Below are 19,901 nucleotides of genomic sequence, written 5' to 3' on the forward strand. Positions count from 1 at the left end.
GCAATGCCAGATTTCAATACCGAGGGCGCCGCCGGCGCCCAGACCCGGCCCGCGCGTGGCGTGGCACTGGTGACCGGCGGCGCGCGCCGCCTGGGCCGCGCCATCGCCCTCGAACTCGCCGCGCAGGGCTGGGACGTGGCCGTCCACTGCAACCGCTCGCGCGACGAGGCCGAAGCGCTGGCCGCGCAGATCCGCGATCTCGGCCGCCGCGCCGCCGTGCTGCAGGCCGATCTTTCCGATGAATCCGCCACTGGCAAGCTGATCGCGGCCTGTGTTGCGGCGCTGGGCGTGCCGACCTGCCTGGTCAACAACGCCTCGCTGTTCCAGTATGACGTGGCAACGAGCTTCTCGTACGGGTCGCTCGACACGCACATGCGCACCAACGTGGCGGCTCCGCTGCTGCTGGCCCGGGAGATGCACAAGGCGCTTGGCGCCGACGGCAACGAGACCGAGCAGCGCGGCGTGGTGATCAACCTGCTCGACCAGAAGCTCAACAACCTGAACCCCGATTTCCTCTCGTACACGCTGTCGAAGGCTGCGCTGCAGACCGCCACGGTGCAACTGGCCCAGGCGCTGGCGCCGCGCCTGCGCGTGGTAGGCGTGGCGCCGGGCATCACGCTGGTGTCGGGCGACCAGTCCGATCCGGGCTTCGTGCGCGCCCACGGGATGACGCCGCTCGGCAAGTCGAGCACGCCCGACGACATCGCCCAGGCCGTGGCCTACCTCGCCATGGCCCGCGCCGTGACCGGCTCCACGCTCTACGTCGACGGCGGCCAGCACCTGATGCCGCTGGCCCGCGACGTGATGTTCCTGACCGAATAAAGTTTTTACGATAGTTTCAGCCATGACCTTTGCCGCCCTTTCCCACCCCAGCCTGCTGAACTGCCGCCGCATGTTCCTGCGCAACTACGAGGTGCAGATCAACATCGGCGTGCACGAATTCGAGAAGAAGGGCGAGCAGCGGGTGCTGGTCAACATCGACCTGTTCGTCTCGCTGGCCGAAACCACGCCGCAGGAAGACCGGCTCGAAGAGGTGGTGGACTACGATTTCATGCGCAACACGGTGGCGGCGCGCATGGCGCAGGGCCATATCCACCTGCAGGAAACGCTCTGCGACGACGTGGCGCGTGCCATGCTGCAGCACCCGAAGGTGCGCGCGGTGCGGGTCTCGACCGAAAAGCCCGATGTCTATCCGGACTGCGACTCGGTGGGCGTGGAGGTGTTCCACCTGAAGCAAGGCTGAACCCGGGGCTGAACCGGGCAGAGCGCCGGTGGGTCGGGTCCAGTAGAATATCGCCCCGTCCATTCCGGAATGTCCGCGGAGGCGCCAGGCCATTGTTCAGCGCCCGCCCCCGCTTCAGATAAGTCTTATGAGTCACTCCGCTAATTTCTACCGCCTGGAAACCCGGCTGCAGTCGCTGACCGGCAAGGCCATCGGCGACTTCGGCATGATCGAGGACGGCGACACCGTGCTGGTCTGCATGAGCGGCGGCAAGGACTCGTACACGATGCTGTCGGTGCTGATGGCGCTGCAGAAGCGGGCCCCGGTCCAGTTCAAGCTGATTGCGATGAACCTGGACCAGAAGCAGCCCGGATTCCCCGAGGAAATCCTGCCCGCCTACCTGAAATCGGTGGGGGTCGAGTATGTGATCGTCGAGGCGGACACGTATTCGATCGTCAAGGAGAAGGTGCCCGAGGGCAAGACCACGTGCTCGCTATGCTCGCGGCTGCGCCGGGGCGTGATCTACCGCACGGCCAAGGAACTGGGCGCCAACAAGATTGCGCTGGGCCATCACCGCGACGACATCGTCAACACGTTCTTCCTGAACATGTTCTTCGGCGGCAAGATGAAGGCCATGCCGCCGAAGCTGGCCACCGACGACGGCCAGCACATCGTCATTCGTCCATTGGCGTACTGCGCGGAGAAGGACATCGCGTCCTATGCGCGCGCCATGGAATTCCCGATCATCCCGTGCAACCTCTGTGGCTCGCAGGAAAACCTGCAGCGCAAGAAGGTCAGCGAAATGGTGCAATCCTGGGAACGCGAGCATCCGGGCCGCATCGACAACATTTTCTCGGCGCTGCGCAACGTGGTGCCGTCGCACCTGGCCGATACCGAACTGTTCCCGTTCAACGGCCTGGCGACCGGGCTGGCGAAGGTCGACGAGGCATCGCTGTTCGGCGAAACCACGTTCAACCAGCAGGCGCTGACCTTCACGGGCAGCGTCGAGCCGAACCGGATGGAGTTCGTCCGGTTCGACAAGATCCAGAAGGCGGAAGAACCTGCGGCCTGACGTTTTCTCCCCTCTCCCTCCGGAAGAGAGGGGAGCCTGATTCGCAGCGGGAGCTTCGTTACTTCGACGCCTGGGACGCCCCCTCCCGCATCAGCGACCGTGTATCGTCGATCCACTTCTGGAAGCGGTCCACGGCATGGGCCTTCTGCTCGGGGGTGGTCAGGTTGGCGATCTTGACCGACAGGTTCACGCCGGCCTCGTTGCTGCGCTGCTGGCCGCCCGTCGGGTGCTGCCAGTGGTCGGCATACTTGCGCAACATATCCTCCACCTGCGCCTTGGCCGGCTTGCTGGCCGCCACCTCGCGCGCCAGCGCCAGCCATTCCTGCTGCCGCTTGACGCGCTCGGCGTAGCGGGCCTCGGCGCCCTCCATGTACGGTCCCATCGACTCGCGGATCGTGTTTTCCTGCTCGCCCGAGAAGTTGCCGTAGATCAGCTTCGCATAGTCCATGATCTTGTCGAAGCGGGCCTCGGTGCGCGCCTTCGGGTCAGGCTTGAGGAACTCCTTGCGGTATTTGGCGTTGCTTTCGGCAAACTTGCCTTCCATACGCTTGATCTGTTCGGGCGTCAGCGTCAGCATCAGGTCGGCCACGTCGGGTACGGCGTTGTCGAAGGCGCGCCGGCCCAGGCGGTTGGTGTCCTGCTGCACCTGGCGCACCATCGAGGCGTCGATCGGCCCCGCCACCTCGCCCTTCACGCGGGTCAGGACCGTGGCGATCTCGGGCAACTGGGCCTGCCGGTGCCACGAGAAGAAGCGGGCGATGGCGTCCTTGGTGGGCGGCTCCTGGAGGTCTGAGACATCGACATAGCGGTCTACCCACCAATAGGCCAGGCGGTCGCCCTGCTGGTAGCCGAGCTTCATGGCGTTGCATCCACCCAACGCCGCAAGGACGGTAAATGCTGCAAACCATGCAAAAACGCGTCGTGTCCAAATGTGAACAACCGTAACGTGAGGTGATCGTCCCAATGTGGCGCGGGGGTGCATGCTAGAATCGGCGCGCATGTTTCCTGGGGTGGTGGATCGCCCGCCAGCCCAGTCGTGGCAACGGTTTGGCCACCTCGACTGCATCGCTTCCGGGCACGGATTCTTCAGATTTTTCTCAGACACACTCACTTAGGACCCTCCTTGTGAATATCGTCATTCTTGCCGCCGGCATGGGCAAGCGCATGAACTCCGCGTTGCCCAAGGTGCTGCACCCGGTTGCCGGCCGTCCCATGCTCGCCCACGTTCTCGACACCGCCCGCACGCTCTCGCCGTCACGGCTCGTCGTCGTGGTGGGCCACGGCGCCGAGCACGTGCGCCAGGCCGTGGCCGCCGACGATGTGGCGTTTGCCGAACAGGCCCAGCAACTGGGCACCGGCCACGCCGTCATGCAGGCGCTGCCGCTGCTCGACGACGCCCAGCCCACGCTGGTGCTCTATGGCGACGTGCCGCTGACTTCGGCCGCCACGCTCCAGCACCTGGTGCAGGCCGCCGGCGCCGAGCGCCTGGGCGTGCTGACCGTCGAGATGCCCGATCCTACCGGCTACGGCCGCATCGTGCGCGACGCCGCCGGCAACATCGTCCGCATCGTCGAGCAGAAGGACGCCAGCGAGGAAATCCGCGCGATCCGCGAGATCAACACCGGCATCATCGTCTGCCCCACGGCTCACCTGCGCCGTTGGCTTTCCACGCTGCGCAACGACAACGCGCAAGGTGAGTACTACCTTACCGACACCATCGAGCGCGCCGCAACCGACGGCGTGGAGATCGTGTCGTCGCAGCCCGCCGCACTCTGGGAGACGCTGGGCGTCAACAGCAAGGTGCAACTGGCCGAGATCGAGCGCATCCATCAGCGCAACATCGCCCAACGGCTGCTTGAAGCAGGCGTCACCCTGCTGGACCCGGCGCGCATCGACGTGCGTGGCGAGCTGACCTGCGGCCGCGACGTGACCATCGACGTGGGCTGCGTCTTCGAAGGCCGCGTGCACCTCGAGGATGGCGTGCACATCGGGGCGCACTGCGTGATCCGCAATACCAGCGTGGGCGCCGGGGCACGCGTGCAACCGTTCTGCCATTTCGAGGAAGCAAAGATCGGGCCGGACGGCCGCATCGGGCCCTACGCCCGTCTGCGTCCTGGCGCCGAACTGGGCAAGGACGTGCATATCGGCAATTTCGTCGAGGTCAAGAACAGCCAGATCGCCGACCACAGCAAGGCCAACCACCTGGCCTACGTGGGCGATACGACGGTGGGCCAGCGCGTGAACATCGGCGCCGGCACCATCACGTGCAATTACGACGGTGTGAACAAGCACCGCACCATCATCGAGGACGATGTCTTCATCGGCTCCGATACGCAGCTGGTGGCGCCCGTGACCGTGCGCCGCGGCGCCACGATCGGCGCCGGCACCACGCTGACGAAAGAGGCGCCGGCCGACAAGCTGACGCTGTCGCGCGCGAAGCAGATGACGATCGACGCCTGGCAGCGTCCGGTCAAGCAACCGAAAAAATAAGGGGTTACAGCATGTGTGGCATCGTTGGCGCGGTTTCGCACCGCAATATCGTTCCGGTCCTGGTCGAAGGGCTGCGTCGCCTGGAATATCGCGGCTATGACTCGTGCGGCGTGGCCGTGGTGCGCGACGCCATTCTCGAACGTGCGCGCACGGTGTCGCGCGTGGCAGAGCTGGACGCCCAGACGCAATCGTCGGGCCTGGGCGGCAACCTGGGCATCGCCCACACCCGCTGGGCCACGCATGGCAAGCCCGACACCGTCAACGCGCACCCGCATTTCTCGGACGAGACCATCGCGCTGGTGCACAACGGCATCATCGAGAACTACGAGCCGCTGCGCGAGGAACTGCGCGCCGTGGGCTACGGTTTCGAGTCGCAGACCGATACCGAAGTGGTGGCCCACCTGATCCACCAGGCCTACACGTACCCGAGCAGCGCCACCCGCGGCGACCTGTTCGCGTCGGTGCGCGTGGTGACCAAGCGCCTGCACGGCGCCTACGCCATTGCCGTGGTGGCCCGCGACAACCCCGATGTGGTGGTCGGCGCCCGCGCCGGCTCGCCGCTGGTGGTGGCGCTCGGCACCGACGAGACGTTCCTCGCCTCGGATGCGCTGGCCGTGGCCGGCACCGCCAACCGCATCGTCTATCTGGAAGAGGGCGATGTGGTGGAACTGACGCGCGCCGGCGCCACGATCCGCGATATCAACGATATCGAGGTGGTCCGCGAGGAGCGCGTCGTGGAGGCGCACGCCGCCGCCGTGGAGCTGGGCCCGTTCCGCCACTTCATGCAGAAGGAAATCTTCGAGCAGCCGCGCGCGCTGGGCGATACGCTGGAAGGCATCGCCGCGATCACGCCCGAGCTGTTCGGCGACAACGCCGAGCAGGTGTTCGCCGGCATCGACAGCATCCTGATCCTGGCCTGCGGCACCAGCTACTACTCGGGCTGCACGGCCAAGTACTGGCTGGAATCGATTGCGAAGATCCCGACCCAGGTCGAGGTGGCCAGCGAATACCGCTACCGTGACACCGTGCCGAACCCGCGCGCGCTGGTGGTGGTGATCTCGCAGTCGGGCGAAACCGCCGACACGATGGCCGCGCTGCGCCACGCCCGCTCGCTGGGCCACACGCACACGCTGGCGGTCTGCAACGTGGCCACCAGCGCCATGGTGCGCGAGACCGAACTGCGCTTCCTGACGCGCGCCGGCACCGAGATCGGCGTGGCATCGACCAAGGCCTTCACGACCCAGCTCGCGGCGCTGTACATGCTGACGCTGGCGCTGGGCAAGGTACGCGGCCACCTGACCGACGAGCAGGAGGCCGAGGCACTGACCAACCTGCGCCACCTGCCGGCCGCGCTGCACGGCGTGCTGGCGCTGGAGCCGCAGATCATCGCCTGGTCCGAGGACTTCGCCCGCCGCGAGAACGCGCTGTTCCTCGGGCGCGGCCTGCACTACCCGATCGCCCTGGAAGGCGCGCTCAAGCTCAAGGAAATCTCGTATATCCACGCCGAAGCCTATCCGGCCGGCGAGCTCAAGCACGGCCCGCTGGCGCTGGTCACCGAAGCCATGCCGGTCGTGACCGTGGCGCCGAACGACGCGCTGCTGGAAAAGCTGAAGTCGAACATCCAGGAAGTGCGCGCCCGTGGTGGCCGCCTCTACGTGTTCGCGGATGCCGACACGCACATCCAGTCGTCCGACGGCATCCAGGTGATCCGCATGCCCGAGCACTACGGCGCGCTCTCGCCGATCCTGCACACGGTGCCGCTGCAACTGCTGGCCTACCACACGGCCTGCGCACGCGGCACCGACGTGGACAAGCCGCGCAACCTGGCGAAGTCGGTCACGGTGGAGTAAGCCAGCCCACGGGCACATCGAAAGTTTCGCCAAACGACAAAGCCGCCCCGAGGGGCGGCTTTGTCGTTCATGGCCTCACGCATTGTCCAAATCGGGCCTGCCGTGCAGATTGCGGCGTTGTCTCATATCCAGGTGGCTTTCCCTCGGCTACAAAGCAAAAGGCCTCCCGATCCTGCGATCGGGAGGCCTTCCACTCCTTACGCCGGGGCGCCCTTGCGGGTTGTGCCGATCGACGTGCCGGGAGTGATCCTAGTTGCCTCGATTAAGACTGTCAATCGCCATGCAAACCTCTTCCTGCGAGAGCTTTCAACGTGTCGTCTCGTTGCCACGGCTGAATAGCTATAGAACCTACTTTAAGACGAATACGATGGACGAAGCCATTGGCTTGTATCTGTGGAACGGTGAGGTATCTTCGTGCTTCGCGTCCCATTTGGCCTACTTCGAGATTGCGCTGCGCAACAGCATCCATCGCGCGATGTCATTACTGCATAGTCGAGAGGCCAGCGAGAGTTTCCACTGGTATGACGCGACCTGGGCGACACTGAAGCAAACATCGAGGAACAAGATCAACGATGTGCGCGAACGGCGTCCGGGTTGCAAATTGAGTCCCGACGAGATCGTGTCGAGCCTGTCATTCGGATTCTGGCCGGTCATTCTGAACAATCTCAGCCCGGTTCACGCAAGCCGGATCCTCTCTGGCGTCTTTTGCCACCATCCGCTGAGCGCCCGGTCCGAGCAATGGAGCGATGCTCGAGTACGGCGCGCCGCGCTCGACTTCACTCTGGAGCTGCAGGCATTCCGCAATCGGCTAGCCCACCATGAGCCGTTATGGAAATTTCGCGCCTTGCGTGCCCAGCACGCAGGCGCGCAGGCCGTGATTCTCCCACCCTCCCGCACCCAGTCCGACAGCCTCCACCGTCTGCGCCGACTGATGACGCTGGTCGAGGATGCCACCGGCTTCATCGACCGCTCCCTGCATGACGACCTGAAGTACGCCAGTTGGCGCCAGCGGCTGGATTTCCTTCTGACCGAGCGAGGGGTAGCGCGCTATCGGCTGCGGCAGCATGTAGCGGCGCCGACAGTGCTGACACCCACGGAATTCCGCTACCGCTTTACCGCGATCCATCGCCGCAACCAGCCGGTAAAAGTGCGCCGCGCCCATGTCAGCGGGCTTTTCGTGCCGGACTGAGCGCGTGGGGTGCCTACCGCCCGGTAACCCTTCCGCGGATGGCGGAATGCATTTCGGGGTATCCTTGCCGGCATGCTGCGCCAGCGCCTCCCAATCGGCCCGGCGCGGTGCGCCTGCCCCGTCCCTGCATCATGCCGCGCGGGCACCATGGCGCTTCCAGCCCTGCACACCATATGAAAGACCTAGAAAGTGAGCTGATCGGCTCTGCCCGCCTGCCGACCAGCTACGGAGAATTCACCGCCCATGCCTTCCAGGGTGTGGATACCGGAACCGAGCATCTGGCCCTGTCGATGGGCGATATTTCGGGCGAGAACGTCCTGGTCCGCCTGCATTCCGAGTGCCTGACCGGCGATGTGTTCGGCTCCTGCCGCTGCGACTGCGGCGAGCAGCTCGACCTTGCGATGAAGAAGATTGCCGAGGAAGGGCGGGGCATCCTGCTGTACCTGCGCGGCCATGAGGGGCGGGGCATCGGCCTGTCGAACAAGATCCGCGCCTATGCGCTGCAGGACGGCGGACTCGACACGGTAGACGCCAACCTGGCGCTGGGGCAGGCCATCGACTCCCGCACCTATGCCTTCGCCGCCGATTTCCTGCGCCAGTGGGGCGTGACTTCGGTGCGGCTGATGAGCAACAATCCGGTCAAGATCAAGGCGCTCGAAGATGCCGGCATCGTGGTGACCGAGCAGATGCGTCATATCGTGCCCTCGAACTCCGAAAACGAGAAGTATCTGGCGACCAAGAGGTCGCGCATGGGCCACCTGCTGGACTGACCCGCCGGACGCGGGAAGGGTGTAGGCGCAGGCCGACACCCGGTTGCGAGCCGTCCCGACAGTCCTGCCAAGCCGTCTCCTCTATCTTGGAACCAAGGGCCGCGCGCTGCGCCGAGCAGCGTGCGGAATGTTCCATGGCGCGTCCAACCGAGGGCGACGCGCCCCAGGAGATGATGAGGAGTCTGTGATGGCTGACAACAACGTGTCTGTACTGAACGACCTGATCGAAGTCTCGCGCGATGGCGAGGAAGGCTTCCGCAAGGCCGCCGAGGATGCCAAGAATCCCGAACTCAAGACGCTGTTTTCGAGCCGGGCCACGGAATGCGGCGCCGCCGTGCGTGAACTGCAGAGCCAGGTAACGGCGCTGGGCGCCAAGCCCGAGGACCACGGCAGCATGGCCGGTGCGATCCATCGCGGCTGGGTGAGCCTGCGCAGTGCCGTGTCCGACCGCTCGGACCTGGCAATCCTGGAAGAAACCGAGAAGGGCGAGGACGTCGCCAAGAAGAAATACGCCGATGCGCTGCAGGAAACCGACCTCAGCTTCGATATCCGCGCGCTGATCGAACGCCAATACCAGGGCGTGCTGCGCAATCATGACCTGATCCGCGATTTGCGGAACCGCTATCGCGCGAGCGGTGAATAATCAGCCGTGCGATTAATCCGGCGCCTCCGTCGCGAGGCGCCGTTTTATTTTCGGGAATCGGAATCAATATCAGTTCCAAATCGCCGGATCATGCATTCGGAAGCCGGAAAGCCGCATCCAGCTTGACCTTCCGGGCTGGCGAATTACCATGAAAATCATCGATGGGGATTTTCTGGGGAATGCCGCCATGAAAGCCGACAAGAAAGTCATTCAGTTGTTGAATGGGCAGCTCCGCCATGAACTGACGGCGATCAACCAGTATTTTCTACACGCGCGGATGTACGGCCATTGGGGGCTCAAGTCGCTGGGCAAGCACGAGTACGACGAGTCCATCGAGGAAATGAAGCATGCCGACAAGCTGATCGACCGCATCCTGATGCTCGAAGGCCTGCCCAACCTGCAGGACCTCGACAAGCTCATGGTCGGCGAGAACACCGAGGAGATGCTCGGCTGCGATCTCAAGCTCGAACTGGTGTCGCAGACCAGCCTCAAGGAAGCGATCAAATACTGCGAGTCGGTGGGCGACTACGTCTCGCGCGACATCCTGACCGAAATCCTCGACGATACCGAGGACCACATCGAGTGGCTGCAGACGCAGCTCGAACTGGTGCGCAAGGTCGGCCTGCAGAACTACCTCCAGGCGGCGATGGGCGAGTTCGGCGGGTAGGGGCGCCGGCCGGCGCCTTTGCGCCGTGTCCTGCACGAATTTCCGACTTCGGCTACACTGCGCCCGCACCACAGGCGGTCCGTCCGGTTCCGCCTTCCCCGTGGCGGGGTGGCAGAGTGGTTATGCGACGGCCTGCAAAGCCGTTTACGACGGTTCGATTCCGTATCCCCGCCTCCACCGCTCCAGTTTTACCGCTCCAGTTTTCGTTCCCGATGCCGTTACCCGATGCTGTCACGCACCGCGGTAATACTGCTGCGCCGCGATGGCCTGTTTCGTGCTCGTGGCGAAGTCAGGCAGTCCATGCATCCAGGCCGTCGCTTTCAGTGCTTTCCCTTCTGGAATCCGCACGCCGATTGCGATAGTGTGGGGCACGTGCACCATTCGCCAGCATCGCACCGCTCCCCTTGGCGCACGCGCTTCACCATGCAGGGCTTCCATGGCGTATCCGTCCCAATGTGATGAGAGAAACAGAGGCTCACGATGATTAGAGATCTGCGAATCCGCCTGGCTCAGCCGGCGGACGTGTCAGCCATCGGGGCCGTCCTTGAGCGGTGCGGCCTGCCCGTGGACGATCTGCCGCGCCTTGCCTGCGAGTTCCACGTGGCGGTGCTCGAATCCCAGCTGATTGGCTGCGCGTGTGCCCAGCTTTTTGGCGATACGGCGATTATCCGGTCCGTCGCGGTACTGCGCGAATGGCGCGACCAGGGTATCGCCACCCACCTGATCAGTGCCGTGATGATGCGCGCGCGGGCCAATGGCATCCGCCGCGCCGTGCTGCTGACGTCCACGTGCCCCAGCTATTTCTCGCGCTACGGCTTCTCTCTGATCCACGCGTCCAAGCTGCCCGAGGAAGTGCAGGAAAGCCAGGAGTTCCAGCGGCTGCGCAACACCAGCGCGCTGTGCATGTGCGCCGAATTGCAGTGACGCCCGGCAGGAAATCGTATTTCCCTTAATAATCGGGTCTCATCTCAAGGAGACCCCATGCCCACCGCAGTCCGCGCCATCCGTCTTCACGAATTTGGTCAGCCGCAGGTGATGCGGCTCGAATCGGTGGAACTGCCGCCGCCCGCCGCCGGCGAGGCCCGCGTGCGGCACACGGCCATCGGCTTCAACTTCATCGATATCTACCAGCGGCGCGGCGTCTATCCGCTGCCGGCCGGCACCGGGCTGGGGTTCGAGGCCGCCGGCGTGGTCGAGGCCGTGGGCGAGGGTGTATCCGATGTGGCCGTGGGCGATCGCGTGGCCTATATGAACGCGGGGCTTGGCGCGTATGCCGAGGGCCGCAACGTGGCGGCCGATCGCCTTGTGAAGCTGCCCGACGCGGTCAGCGACGAACAGGCGGCCGCCACGATCTTCAAGGGCATGACCGCGCAATACCTGGTGCGCCATACCCATGCCGTGAAGCCCGGCGATACCGTGCTGGTACACGCGGCGGCGGGCGGCGTGGGACAGATACTGAGCGGCTGGGCCAAGGCGCTCGGCGCCCGCGTGATCGGCACGGCCGGCTCGGCGGCCAAATGCGAGCGGGCGCGGGCGGCCGGCTGCGATGTGACGATCGACTACAGCCACGGTGACTGGGTCAAGCAGGTGCGCGAGGCCACCGACGGGCACGGCGTGACCGTGGTCTACGACGCGGTTGGCAAGGACACCTTCCTGGGCTCGCTTGACTGCGCGCAGACGTTTGGCCTGGTGGTGCTCTACGGCGCGGCCTCCGGCCCGGCGCCGGCCATCGAGCCGGAACTGCTGAACAAGAAGGGCTGCCTGTTCCTGACGCGTCCGTCAGTGTTCCCGCACAATGCGGACCCGGCGCGCTTCCGCGCCAACGCGCGCGACCTGTTCGACGCGATCGCCGCCGGCCATGTCAGGGTCGATATCGGCGCACGGTTCCCGCTGACCGATGTGGCGCGCGCCCACGAGGCCGCCGAGCGGCGCGAGACCACCGGGGCCATCCTGCTGATGCCGTAGCCGGCGGCCCGGCTGCCTATCGGTGGGGTGCGGCGTCAGCGCAGAGATTGATCTCGACGCTGACATGCACCAGTTCCTGATGGATCGACAACGCCTGGCGCACGCGTTGCGGCGTCAAGTCGGTGTCGTGCGTGACCAGGCTGGCAATGCAGGCGAACTGCTCGCGGCCCACGCGCCAGACGTGCAGGTCGGCGACGCGCGTTCCTTCCTCGCCGTGCCCGGCATCGGCGAACCGGGCCAGTACCTCGCGCACTTCGTCCACGACCGGGTGGTCCATCTCGCGGTCGAGCAGCACCGTGCCGCTCTGGCGCAGCAGCCCGATCGCCCACTTGCCCACCAGCACGGCGCCCACCAGGCCCATGACCGGGTCGAGCCAGCTCCAGCCCAGCCACCAGCCACCCGCCAGGGCGACGATGGCCAGCAGCGACGTGGCCGCATCGGCCACCACGTGCAGGTAGGCGGCGCGCAGGTTGATGTCGTGGTGGTGGTGATGGTGGTGGTCGTGCCCGTGTCCATGCGCATGGTCGTGGCCGTGGCCGTGGTGGTCGTGCCCGTGCCCGTGGGCGCCGCCCAGGATCAGCGCGCAGCCCAGGTTCACCAGCAGGCCAAGCGCCGTCACCGCCATGGCCTCGCGGTAGTGGATCGGCTCCGGGCTCAGCAGGCGCTCCACTGATCCGAAGGCCATCAGCCCGGCCACGCCCAGCAGGAACACGGCGCTGGCAAACGCGGCCAGCACTTCGATCTTCCAGGTGCCGAACGTGAAGCGGGCATCCTGCGCCAGCCGGCGCGCGGCGGCGTAGGCGAAGGCGGACAATCCGATTGCCACCGCGTGCGAACTCATGTGCCAGCCATCGGCCAGCAGTGCCATCGAATTGAAACCGAGGCCCGCGGCGATCTCGATGGCCATCATGGCCAGCGTGACCCACATCACGATGCGGGTGCCGCGCTCGGCGGCCTGGTTGCCGGTGTCGAAGACGTGCGAGTGCGTCCACGCGGAGAAATTGTGCGTATGCATGGCGGAGAAAGTGGCGCTGCAAAAGTCCTGAGCGTACCAGCGGCACGATCCGTACCGGCCACGCCCCTGCTGCCAGCAGGGCGTTACCGTTTCTTGAATTCCAGGCCCGAATGACGTGCGCGGCGCGAAACAATGTCGCTCCGGTTCGCGGATAGACTACCGGCAGACGTGTCCCAGCACCGCAGAGACGAGGAGACCCCCATGTTTGAAGGTTTTGCCACGCATCGTATCGATCATGACGGCGTACCGATCCACGCCGTGGTGGGGGGCGAGGGCCCGCCGCTGCTGCTGCTGCACGGCCACCCGCAAACGCATGTGATCTGGCACAAGGTGGCGGGCGAGCTGGCGCGGCATTTCACGGTGGTGGCGACCGATCTGCGCGGTTACGGCGACAGCGGCAAGCCGGCAGGGTTGCCGGATCACGGCAACTACAGCAAGCGAACGATGGCTGCCGACCAGATGGCCGTGATGCGCCATCTGGGCTTCGCGCGTTTCCGCGTGCTCGCCCACGACCGGGGCGCCCGCGTGGCGCACCGGCTTGCGCTGGACCATCCCCAGGCCGTCGAGAAGCTCGTCACGCTCGACATCGCACCGACCCTGGCGATGTATGCGCAGACCAACGAAGCCTTTGCGCGGGCTTACTACCACTGGTTCTTCCTGATCCGTCCGGCCCCGTTCCCGGAGACGCTGATCGAGGCCGACCCCGCGCAGTACCTGCGCCAGACCATGGGCAGCCGCAGCGCCGGGCTCGGGCCGTTCACGGAAGCCGCCCTTGCCGAGTACGAACGCTGCCTGCGCCTGCCCGGTGCCGCGCACGGGCTTTGCGAGGACTACCGGGCCAGCGCCGGCATCGATCTCGAACACGACCGCGCCGACCTCGAAGCCGGCCGGCAGGTCGAATGCGACATGCTGGCGTTGTGGGGACGCGACGGCGCCGTGGGACAGTGTTTCCAGCCACTGGAAGAGTGGCGCAAGGTGGCGCGCCGGGTGACAGGCCACGCGCTGCCGTGCGGCCACTACATCGCCGAAGAAATTCCCGAGCAATTGCTCGCCGAAGTGCTGCCGTTCCTGCGCGGCCCGGCCTCGTAAGTCCCTGATCGAAAAGCGCTTTCCCGGCCTCCCGGCGGCCCTCCCGGGGGCTTGCCGGCCATTGCCTGCGCCGGCCCGCCCCGAACTCCCCCAAATCGTATTTCGTCCACTTCGCAACGGTCCGTGCGGCGCCGGCGTTTCATCCGTCTGCAACTTTCCACGGGCACTGGCATTATTGCGATGGGATTTCACTGACGAATCAAATTCCTTGGCATTCGCGTGACGCTTGCAACGCGCCTGATACATACATTCATGGATGCATGTATAATGCCTCGCAAAAATTCGTCCAAAAAATCCCACCTGCTGTTCATTCAAACAATGACGTACCGATTTATCGCAAGCTGCATCGCCGCCTGGCTCGGCATCTGTCTCACTGCTGGCTGGCTGGTTGAACGGCTTTGGACCTGACGCGCCCCGTGTGCTGACGTGCGCGGGACGGATCGGGCAAATCGCGTGCGTCTTTTCCAAGCTTCACTCTCTTCGATGCCTTCCAACATGAAGACAGCAAAACAAGAACACCGCATGCACACTGCCCCCCACGCCCGACTCAAGCTTCTTGGCCGCACCCTGGCCGCCGCCGCACTCGTCGCGGGCGCCAGTTCGGCCGCCGGCGCCGAGGAACTGGTGGGCTGGCAACATCCCGCGGTGCACGTGGCCTATGGCCGCGACCCGAGCCATGACATCAACAAGTACGAAGTTGGCATCAACTTCAACACGCCGATCCAGTATGGCAACCCGCAGGGCTGGCTGTTCCGCCTGCAGGCCGAAGTGAACCTGGCCGGCTGGGATACGCGCTCGGGCACGAACCAGCAGAATCTGTTCGAGTTCGGCATCTCGCCGATCCTGCGCGTGGAAAAGCGCGGCGGCTATTTCGTGCCGTTCGCCGAGGCGTCGGTGGGCCTGCGCGTGCTGAGCCATGCCGGTACGTCCGACGAACACCGCATGGGCAGCGCGTTCCAGTTCTCCGACATGCTCGGCGTGGGCGTGGGCTTCGGCAAGAACGCTGCCACCGAGGTGGGCTTCCGCTTCCAGCACATCTCCAACGCCGGCATCAAGGAACCGAACCCGGGCAGCAACTTCTACACCGGCTACATCCGCCACCGCTTCTGAGCGGCGGCCATCCGTCAGGCGGCGCGCGCCTTCGTGGCTACGCCGCTGCGGATGGCGTCGAAGAACGCCCACAGCGCCGGCGCATCGCTGGTGGCCACGTTGAAGCGGATCCACGGCGAATCGGCCTCGTCCGGATCGAAGTACGAACCCGGCGCCAGCCAGATGCCGTGCTCCAGCGCCAGCGTCGCCAACTGGTTGCCGCCGGGCGCCATGCCGTCCGGCCCCGGCGCCATCCGGGCCCACGCGAACATGCCGCCTTCGGGCCGCAGCATGATTTCCAGCCCGTGGGCCTCCATCTTTTCCGTCACCCGGTCCTGCTGCGCCCGCAGCCGCTCGGCCAGCGCGCCCACGTGGCGGCCGTAGTGGCCGCTGGTGAGCACCGAGTAGACCAGCCGTTCTGTCACTTCCGAAGAGGTCAGGCCCACCGCCATCTTGGTGCGCGCGAACGCCTTGGCCAGGTCAGGGCTGGCGGCCAGGTAGCCGACGCGCAGCGACGGCGCGATCGTCTTCGAGAAACCGTTCACGTAGACCACCTGCGACAGCCCGTCCATGGCGGCCAGCATCGGCGAGCCGGCCGGGGCGAGTTCGCGGTAGATGTCGTCCTCCACCACCAGCAGCCGGTGCTGCTCGGCCAGTTGCAGTACGCGGAACGCGTTCATGCTGCTGAGGCTGGCGCCGGTGGGGTTCTGCAGTACGGTGTTGACGAACAGTGCGCGCGGCGCGTGCTGGCGGATGGCGTCCTCGAGCGCATCGGTATCGAGCCCGGCCGCCGTGCGCGGCACGCCGATGGCGCGCAGGCCCGCCAGCCGCAGGATCTGGAGCAGGTTGCAGTAGCACGGTGACTCCACGAGCACGGTATCGCCGGGCCGCAGCAGCGTGCGCACCACGAGGTCCAGCGCCTGCGTGGCACCCTGGGTCAGCACCACCTGCTGCGCCTGCACCGGCATGCCGTACTGGCTGAGGTGGACGGCGATGTGCTCGCGCAGCGCGCCGAAGCCGTACGGATGGCCGTAGCCGGACACCTGCGCGGCGGGCACCCGTGCCGCGCTGCGCATGGCCTGGTGCAAGCCTTCCTCGTTGAGCCATTCGCCCGGCAGCCAGCCCGCGCCGGCCTTGATCGGCACCGAACGGTCGGCAAAGACATCAGACAGCAGCCAGGCCGCGTTGAGCCCCGGCGCCTCCCAGTGCGGTGCCCGTGCATGGCCGGACGGGGCGTGGCGATGGGCCACCGTATAGCCCGAGCCCGGCCGCGCGGCCAGGTAGCCGAGCGCGGTCAGCCGGCCGTACGCCTCCGCCACGGTGAACGTGCTCACGTTGTGCTGCTGGGCCAGGCGCCGTACCGATGGCAGCGCGGTGCCCGGCCGCAGCGCGCGCCGGTCCACCATCTCGGCAATGCCGGCGACGATCTGCTCGGTCAGGGTTTCACCGCCGCGACGGGTGCGGACGAGGTTCAGGTGAAGCATGCGACTCTTGATGGAAGGGGGAAACCTGTACAGTGTACTGGTTGCCCGCGCTTCCGGTCAGGGGCGGGGCCATTGATGCGCCGCAGCGTGAAACCGGTGTTTCATGGCTGTAACAGGCGGTCTGCGGCCTCGTACTAACCCGTAGGTGCCACCGCATGACCTGCACGGTTGGCGTATCGGGACCTGTACGGTCAGGCGGCGCCATCGAGACCGTATATTCTTTAGTTCGGACCCCGCCGGTAGAGTTGCCGGATTCCGTGGCATGCCGCCACGCCGCCGATCGTACCCATTGCCACCAGGAGACTGTATGGACGCCGCCAAGACCGTGATTCCCGATCTCGAAGCCCTGTGGATGCCGTTCACGGCCAACCGCCAGTACAAGGCCGCGCCGCGCCTGCTGGCCTCGGCCAGCGGCATGTACTACACGACGCACGACGGCCGCAGCATCCTCGACGGGTGTGCCGGCCTGTGGTGCGTGGCAGCCGGCCATGCGCGCAAGGAAATCGTCGAGGCCATCGCCCAGCAGGCGGCCACGCTCGACTACGCACCGCCGTTCCAGATGGGGCATCCGCTCGAATTCGAAGCCGCGACCAAGGTGGCGTCGCTGATGCCGCAGGGGCTGGATCGTATTTTCTTTACGAACTCGGGTTCGGAATCGGTCGATACGGCGCTCAAAATCGCGCTGGCGTACCACCGGGCGCGCGGCGAAGGCACGCGCACGCGCATCATCGGGCGCGAGCGCGGCTACCACGGCGTGGGCTTTGGCGGCCTGGGCGTGGGCGGTATCGGGCCGAACCGCAAGATGTGGTCGGCCAACGTGATGCCCGGCACCGATCACCTGCCGGCCACGCTGAACATCGCCGAGGCGGCGTTCTCGAAGGGCCAGCCGCAGTGGGGCGCCCATCTGGCCGACGAACTGGAGCGCCTGGTGGCGCTGCACGATGCGTCGAACATTGCCGCGGTGATCGTCGAGCCGATGGCCGGTTCCGCCGGCGTGCTGATCCCGCCGGTCGGCTACCTCGAAAAACTTCGTGAAATTACGAGCAAGCACGGCATCCTGCTGATCTTCGACGAGGTGATCACCGCGTTCGGCCGCCTCGGCGCCGCCACGGCCGCCGAGCGCCTGAAGGTCACGCCGGACCTGATCACGATGGCCAAGGCCATCAACAACGCTGCCGTGCCGATGGGTGCCGTGGCTGTGCGCCGCGACGTGCATGACGCCATCGTCAACGCCGCGCCCCAGGGTGGCATCGAGCTGCCGCACGGCTACACGTATTCGGGTCATCCGCTGGCCATGGCCGCCTGTATCGCCACGCTCGACCTTTACAAGCGCGACAAACTGTTCGAGCGCGCCACCGGGATGGCGCCGAAGTTCGAGGCCGCCGTGCACGGCCTGCGCGACGCGCCGTTCGTCAAGGACATCCGCAACCTGGGCATGGTGGCCGGCGTGGAACTGGAATCGCGCCCCGGCGCCCCGGGCGCCCGCGCCTACGAGGCGTTCCTGAAATGCCTGGAGCTGGGCGTGCTGGTGCGCTACACCGGCGACATCCTGGCGTTCTCGCCGCCGCTGATCATTTCCGAGGCCGAGATCGACCAACTGTTCGATACCGTGCGCAAGGCGCTGCAGTCCATCCAGTAAGACCGCACGCAGACACCGAGACACCGAGAGGAAGACCGCAGTGAACATCGCAGAAAACCGGCAGATCGCCGAAATCCATCATTACATCGGCGGCACCGTGCAGCGCGCGGCCACCGACCGCTTTGCCGACGTGTTCAACCCGGCCACGGGCGAGGTGGCTGCCCGCGTGGCCATGGGCACGGCCGATGACGTGGCGGCCGCCGTGGCCGCCGCCAAGGCGGCCTGGCCTGCCTGGGCGGAAATGCCGCCGCTGCGCCGCGCGCGCATCCTGTTCAAGTTCAAGGAACTGCTCGACCGCCACCACGACGATCTGGCGGCCCTGATCACGCGCGAGCACGGCAAGGTGTTTTCCGACGCCAAGGGCGAAGTCACGCGCGGCATCGAGGTGGTGGAGTTCGCCTGCGGCATTCCGAACCTGCTCAAGACCGATTTCACCGACAACATCGGCGGCGGTATCGACAACTGGAACCTGCGCCAGCCGCTGGGCGTGGTGGCCGGCATCACGCCGTTCAACTTCCCGGTGATGGTGCCGATGTGGATGTTCCCGGTGGCGCTGGCCTGCGGCAACACGTTCGTGCTGAAGCCGTCCGAGCGCGACCCGTCGCCGAGCCTGCTGATCGCTGACCTGCTCAAGCAGGCCGGACTGCCCGATGGCGTGTTCAACGTGGTACAGGGCGACAAGACCGCGGTGGATGCGCTGCTGGCCCACCCCGACGTGCAGGCGCTGTCGTTCGTCGGCTCCACGCCGATCGCCGAATACATCTACACGGAAGGCACCAGGCACGGCAAGCGCGTACAGGCGCTGGGCGGGGCCAAGAACCATCTCGTGGTGATGCCCGACGCCGACCTCGACCAGGCCGTGGACGCGCTGATTGGTGCGGCCTATGGCTCGGCCGGCGAGCGCTGCATGGCGATCTCGGTGGCCGTGGCCGTGGGCGACGTGGCCGACAAGCTCGTGCCGCGCCTGGCCGAGCGCGCCGCCGCGCTGAAGATCCGCAACGGCATGGAAGACGACGCCGAGATGGGCCCGCTGGTCACGGCCGCGCACAAGGCCAAGGTCGAGGGCTATATCGCCAGGGGGGTGGCCGAGGGCGCCACGCTGGTGACCGACGGCCGTGGCCACAAGGTGGACGGCCACGACAACGGCTTCTTCGTCGGCGGCACGCTGTTCGACAACGTGAAGCCGGACATGACGATCTACAAGGAAGAGATCTTCGGCCCGGTGCTGGGCGTGGTGCGGGTGCACGACTTTGCCGAGGCCGTGTCGCTGATCAACGCGCACGAGTTCGGCAACGGGGTGTCGTGCTACACCAGCGACGGCGGCATTGCCCGCGCGTTCGCACGCCAGATCCAGGTCGGCATGGTCGGCATCAACGTGCCGATTCCGGTGCCGATGGCCTGGCACTCGTTCGGCGGCTGGAAGCGCTCGCTGTTCGGCGACCACCACGCCTACGGCGAGGAAGGCGTGCGCTTCTACACGCGCTACAAGAGCGTGATGCAGCGCTGGCCGGACAGCATCGCCAAGGGCGCGGAGTTCACGATGCCGGTGGCGAAGTAATTTTCCTGCTTTCGAGTACCCAGGGCGCTCTGCAACGGAGCGCCTTTTTTCATCGTAGTTTCGCCAGAAAAACGCCGGCGCCGCCCCCGGTTTGATCCGCCTCAATTCCCGGCCACGACCCCATCGCTACCCTTTCGCGTCCAGCCACGGCTGCCAACG

At 66.0% G+C, this 19,901-nt stretch carries 19 protein-coding genes and 1 tRNA gene; 16 read left to right on the forward strand and 4 right to left on the reverse strand.

What is annotated here, in order from left to right:
• Nucleotides 1-3 precede the first annotated feature (3 nt).
• The 3 genes from EV147_RS15470 to ttcA all read left to right on the forward strand — a co-directional run bounded on the left by EV147_RS15470 (nt 4) and on the right by ttcA (nt 2,294).
• A complete protein-coding gene (locus EV147_RS15470) occupies nt 4-822 on the forward strand; it encodes an SDR family oxidoreductase (protein WP_130392095.1) in 819 nt (272 codons plus the stop codon).
• A 22-nt stretch (nt 823-844) separates the two neighbouring features.
• Entirely contained in the window at nt 845-1,243 is a 399-nt protein-coding gene (locus tag EV147_RS15475; protein WP_130392096.1) for a dihydroneopterin aldolase, read from the forward strand.
• Between the two features lie 127 nt (nt 1,244-1,370).
• Nucleotides 1,371-2,294, forward strand: a complete 924-nt coding sequence (gene ttcA, locus EV147_RS15480) for a tRNA 2-thiocytidine(32) synthetase TtcA (protein WP_130392097.1) — start codon at nt 1,371-1,373, stop codon at nt 2,292-2,294.
• Between the two features lie 58 nt (nt 2,295-2,352).
• Here the strand turns inward: ttcA and EV147_RS15485 are convergent, their stop codons facing one another.
• Nucleotides 2,353-3,153 carry a DUF6279 family lipoprotein gene (locus EV147_RS15485; protein ID WP_130392098.1) on the reverse strand — a complete coding sequence of 267 codons (801 nt, stop codon included), beginning with the start codon at nt 3,151-3,153 and terminating at the stop codon, nt 2,353-2,355.
• A 266-nt stretch (nt 3,154-3,419) separates the two neighbouring features.
• Here EV147_RS15485 and glmU point away from each other — a divergent pair, with 266 nt between their 5' ends.
• The 7 genes from glmU to EV147_RS15520 all read left to right on the forward strand — a co-directional run bounded on the left by glmU (nt 3,420) and on the right by EV147_RS15520 (nt 10,080).
• Nucleotides 3,420-4,784: a bifunctional UDP-N-acetylglucosamine diphosphorylase/glucosamine-1-phosphate N-acetyltransferase GlmU gene (gene glmU, locus EV147_RS15490; RefSeq protein WP_130392099.1), complete on the forward strand. Its 1,365-nt coding sequence runs from the start codon at nt 3,420-3,422 to the stop codon at nt 4,782-4,784.
• Between the two features lie 11 nt (nt 4,785-4,795).
• The gene (gene glmS, locus EV147_RS15495) at nt 4,796-6,634 is read left to right on the forward strand and encodes a glutamine--fructose-6-phosphate transaminase (isomerizing) (RefSeq protein WP_130392100.1); all 1,839 of its coding nucleotides are present in this window, start codon (nt 4,796-4,798) and stop codon (nt 6,632-6,634) included.
• Between the two features lie 280 nt (nt 6,635-6,914).
• Complete coding sequence (locus tag EV147_RS15500; protein WP_130392101.1) at nt 6,915-7,823, forward strand: Abi family protein; 909 nt, start codon at nt 6,915-6,917, stop codon at nt 7,821-7,823.
• Between the two features lie 173 nt (nt 7,824-7,996).
• The gene (gene ribA, locus EV147_RS15505) at nt 7,997-8,593 is read left to right on the forward strand and encodes a GTP cyclohydrolase II (RefSeq protein WP_130392102.1); all 597 of its coding nucleotides are present in this window, start codon (nt 7,997-7,999) and stop codon (nt 8,591-8,593) included.
• Between the two features lie 187 nt (nt 8,594-8,780).
• Entirely contained in the window at nt 8,781-9,236 is a 456-nt protein-coding gene (locus EV147_RS15510; RefSeq protein ID WP_130392103.1) for a PA2169 family four-helix-bundle protein, read from the forward strand.
• 187 nt (nt 9,237-9,423) lie between these two features.
• Entirely contained in the window at nt 9,424-9,903 is a 480-nt protein-coding gene (gene bfr / locus EV147_RS15515) for a bacterioferritin (RefSeq protein WP_130392228.1), read from the forward strand.
• Nucleotides 9,904-10,005: 102 nt separating this feature from the next.
• Nucleotides 10,006-10,080 (forward strand) — tRNA-Cys (locus tag EV147_RS15520).
• Between the two features lie 54 nt (nt 10,081-10,134).
• Here the strand turns inward: EV147_RS15520 and EV147_RS15525 are convergent.
• Complete coding sequence (locus tag EV147_RS15525) at nt 10,135-10,341, reverse strand: hypothetical protein (RefSeq protein WP_130392104.1); 207 nt, start codon at nt 10,339-10,341, stop codon at nt 10,135-10,137.
• Nucleotides 10,342-10,383: 42 nt separating this feature from the next.
• Here EV147_RS15525 and EV147_RS15530 point away from each other — a divergent pair, with 42 nt between their 5' ends.
• Nucleotides 10,384-10,827, forward strand: coding sequence for a GNAT family N-acetyltransferase (locus EV147_RS15530; protein ID WP_130392105.1), 444 nt, complete (start codon nt 10,384-10,386; stop codon nt 10,825-10,827).
• 57 nt (nt 10,828-10,884) lie between these two features.
• Nucleotides 10,885-11,868 (forward strand): quinone oxidoreductase family protein, encoded by a 984-nt coding sequence (locus tag EV147_RS15535; RefSeq protein WP_130392106.1) that lies wholly within the window; start codon nt 10,885-10,887, stop codon nt 11,866-11,868.
• 16 nt (nt 11,869-11,884) lie between these two features.
• Here the strand turns inward: EV147_RS15535 and dmeF are convergent, their stop codons facing one another.
• Nucleotides 11,885-12,883: a CDF family Co(II)/Ni(II) efflux transporter DmeF gene (dmeF, locus tag EV147_RS15540; protein WP_130392107.1), complete on the reverse strand. Its 999-nt coding sequence runs from the start codon at nt 12,881-12,883 to the stop codon at nt 11,885-11,887.
• Between the two features lie 201 nt (nt 12,884-13,084).
• On the opposite strand from dmeF, the gene EV147_RS15545 reads away from it, so the two are divergent.
• Together EV147_RS15545 and EV147_RS15550 are read left to right on the forward strand one after the other, a co-directional pair.
• Nucleotides 13,085-13,972, forward strand: a complete 888-nt coding sequence (locus EV147_RS15545) for an alpha/beta fold hydrolase (protein ID WP_130392108.1) — start codon at nt 13,085-13,087, stop codon at nt 13,970-13,972.
• Between the two features lie 522 nt (nt 13,973-14,494).
• The gene (locus EV147_RS15550; protein ID WP_235844761.1) at nt 14,495-15,082 is read left to right on the forward strand and encodes an acyloxyacyl hydrolase; all 588 of its coding nucleotides are present in this window, start codon (nt 14,495-14,497) and stop codon (nt 15,080-15,082) included.
• A 14-nt stretch (nt 15,083-15,096) separates the two neighbouring features.
• Here the strand turns inward: EV147_RS15550 and EV147_RS15555 are convergent, their stop codons facing one another.
• Nucleotides 15,097-16,545, reverse strand: a complete 1,449-nt coding sequence (locus tag EV147_RS15555) for an aminotransferase-like domain-containing protein (RefSeq protein ID WP_130392110.1) — start codon at nt 16,543-16,545, stop codon at nt 15,097-15,099.
• 307 nt (nt 16,546-16,852) lie between these two features.
• Here EV147_RS15555 and EV147_RS15560 point away from each other — a divergent pair, with 307 nt between their 5' ends.
• Nucleotides 16,853-18,184, forward strand: a complete 1,332-nt coding sequence (locus tag EV147_RS15560) for an aspartate aminotransferase family protein (protein WP_130392111.1) — start codon at nt 16,853-16,855, stop codon at nt 18,182-18,184.
• A 40-nt stretch (nt 18,185-18,224) separates the two neighbouring features.
• A complete protein-coding gene (locus tag EV147_RS15565) occupies nt 18,225-19,742 on the forward strand; it encodes a CoA-acylating methylmalonate-semialdehyde dehydrogenase (RefSeq protein ID WP_130392112.1) in 1,518 nt (505 codons plus the stop codon).
• Nucleotides 19,743-19,901 lie beyond the last annotated feature (159 nt).

The sequence above is a fragment of the Cupriavidus agavae genome, from assembly GCF_004217045.1.
In the GTDB taxonomy this organism is placed as follows: Bacteria; Pseudomonadota; Gammaproteobacteria; order Burkholderiales; family Burkholderiaceae; genus Cupriavidus; species Cupriavidus agavae.